3 protein-coding genes and 1 pseudogene are annotated in these 2,337 nt (G+C 59.8%); 2 read left to right on the plus strand and 2 right to left on the minus strand.

All coding sequences use genetic code 11. The annotated features are described in order from the left end of the window. Positions 1-333: pseudogene (locus tag ACESNB_RS08645) on the plus strand (NADH oxidase); the annotation flags it as partial. Positions 334-534: 201 nt separating this feature from the next. Beyond that, on the plus strand, positions 535-1,566 hold the full coding sequence (locus tag ACESNB_RS08650) for a hypothetical protein (RefSeq protein ID WP_373006325.1): 1,032 nt from the start codon (positions 535-537) through the stop codon (positions 1,564-1,566). Between the two features lie 6 nt (positions 1,567-1,572). Here the strand turns inward: ACESNB_RS08650 and apaG are convergent, their stop codons facing one another. Beyond that, the gene (gene apaG / locus ACESNB_RS08655) at positions 1,573-1,989 is read right to left on the minus strand and encodes a Co2+/Mg2+ efflux protein ApaG (protein WP_373006327.1); all 417 of its coding nucleotides are present in this window, start codon (positions 1,987-1,989) and stop codon (positions 1,573-1,575) included. A gap of 24 nt (positions 1,990-2,013) precedes the next feature. Then, positions 2,014-2,337 (minus strand): PLP-dependent transferase (locus tag ACESNB_RS08660; protein ID WP_373006329.1); only part of this gene is annotated, 324 nt, incomplete at its 5' end.

Consider the following 2,337-nt stretch of genomic DNA (forward strand, 5'->3'; position numbering starts at 1 on the left):
AACCTCAACGCCAAGGAATACAGCCGCTACGGCTCGGCGACCCACAAGCAGGTTTATATCTATGGCCGTCTCGACATGGGCCTGACGACATTGCCGCCCGGTGTGGGCATGGCTTGGGGCGTTGGCGGCTTCCTGCTGACACCCTTCCTGCAAAAGGTCGGTGCCGACGGCCGTGCCAAACTACGCGCACGGGTTGGTGCAGAGCTCAAGACAACGTTTGCCAGCCATTATACGTCCGAGATATCGCTCGCAGAAGCGTTGCAACTGCCGGTCGTCGAGGCTTACAATCGACGTGCAACGGGTGAGAAATACCTGATCAATCCAAACAAATAGCATCGCTTGACAGGCGGTGCAGAACGCAGAATTTCGCCGTCACAATCTTGGAAATCGGGCCATTGCGGCCCGATTTCCGGCTGTGTCTGGCGGGATTACGCTTGCCGGGCGAAAGTCGCAGGCTGAACTCGCTGGCCAGCGTGCAAGTATTTGTATGATCTCTCAATCAGCCTATTCAAGGCGTCTGGAAGGAAAGCGTTCATGTCGTTCTTGATCCGGAATATCGCTTTTTGTGGTGCGTTGCTGGTCTTGGCAGCCTGCTCCCCATCGCCTTCAGAACAGGCGAATGAAGACGCTCCCCTGAAGGCATGGCGACCGTTCGCAGCCGACAGTCCCTGGAACACGCCTATCCCGGAAAGCCCGGAGATCGATGCACAATCCAAGGGGCTGATCAGCGATTTTGCGGGCGGTGGCAGTCTCTATATCAATATCGCCGAATGGTCCGTGCCGGTTTACTACATCGATATGGATGAGACGCCGAAACATGAGGTCTTTGATCTCTATCCCGGTCAGTACGGTCGCGGTTTCGAATTGCCGCGTGAGATTCCGATCCCCGACGGAGCCCAATCCGCCCGGCCGGAAGGCGGCCTCGGCTATATTGCCATCGTGGACAGGGCGCGGAACCTGGAATGGGATATGCGCCAAGCCCACCAGCGCGATGATGGTCGTTGGTTCACCGGCTTCGGGGCCATCACCAATCTGCGCGGAATGGGTGTGTCGCCGCCCTGGAACGAAGTGGAGCAGCCAAATCTTGTTGCAAGCGCGCTCGCATCCGGATTTCCGCTAACGGCGGGTCTGATCCGGGTTGAGGAAATCAATTCCGGCCGGATTCCCCATGCCCTGATGTTTGCCTATCCTGGCGCCGCGACAGGTGGCTTTACTTCCCCTGCGAGCACGGCGTTGCCGGTGGCAGAAAGTGGGGATGTTGCCGCACAGACCGGGATGCCGCTGGGCGCCCGCATCCAACTCGATCCGGCGTTTGATGTTGAGGGTTCGGCTCTCTCGCGCGAGGGCAAGATTATCGCCCGGGCCCTGCAGGACTATGGCGCCTATCTGGGCGAGTCGGCGGGCGGCAATGTCCTGTTTGCCGAAAGCGCGCCGACGCAGCTTAAAGCCTGGGACGGCACGCTGGCCTCAGGTGAATTGCAGGCCGTCTTCACGCCCGAGATGATGGCGAAGCACTTTCGTCTGATTGCAATGGGTGATGTCCTGCCGGGTCCACCGCCAGACTAGTCCAGCCTAGCTGGGCAGCGACGTATCGTAAGGGCTGTCGAGCGAGAAGACCGGGATCCTGGCAACGATCTCGAAACCGCTTTCATCTTTCAGGTCATAGGTGCCGCTCATCATGCCGGAGGGGGCCGCGAGCGGTGCGCCGGACGTGTAGCTGAAGCGTTCGCCGGGCATGAGTGTCGGGGTCTGGCCAATCACGCCTTCGCCATCGACGGCCTGCAGGCGGCCCTGCGCATCGACGATGCGCCAGTGGCGGCGCAGGATGGTCCAGGTCTGTTCGCTCTCGTTTTCGACATCGACCGTGTAGGACCACATGAAGCGGCCCCGCGATGGTTCTGATTCGTCATGCATGAATTTCGGGCGCACGCGGATGCGCACGCCTTGCGTGATTTCTTCATACAGCGGGGGAGCGTGTCGGCGTGCCATTATGCGAAATTGCGTTGAATTCCTTCACACACTGTTAAGCGCGCGAAGAACGTCGGCTTCAAGGTCGTCAGCGTCCTCCAAACCGACTGAAAAACGGATCCAGCTGCGGTCCAGACCCATGGCGGCCTGCTCAGCATCGGTGAGCGCGCGATGGGTGGTGGTGGAGGGGTGACAGGCGAGCGACTTGGTGTCGCCAAGGTTGTTGCAGATGTCGACAAGTTCCAGGGAATTCAGGAATTTGAAGGCCCCTTCCTGGCCGTTCTTGACCGACAGCGCGATCATCGTTCCGCCGCTGGTCATCTGGCGCTTGTGGACGGCGTAGTGCGGGTGATCCTTGCGGTGGGGATA

Origin of the sequence: Hyphomonas sp. (assembly GCF_041689225.1) — a bacterium.
Classification (GTDB): Bacteria; Pseudomonadota; Alphaproteobacteria; order Caulobacterales; family Hyphomonadaceae; genus Hyphomonas.

What these genes read in the sequence shown, in the direction of transcription:
- ACESNB_RS08650 (WP_373006325.1), top strand. Translation starts at nt 535, where the DNA reads ATGTCGTTCTTGATCCGGAATATCGCTTTTTGTGGTGCGTTGCTGGTC.
- apaG (WP_373006327.1), bottom strand. Translation starts at nt 1,989, where the DNA reads ATGGCACGCCGACACGCTCCCCCGCTGTATGAAGAAATCACGCAAGGC.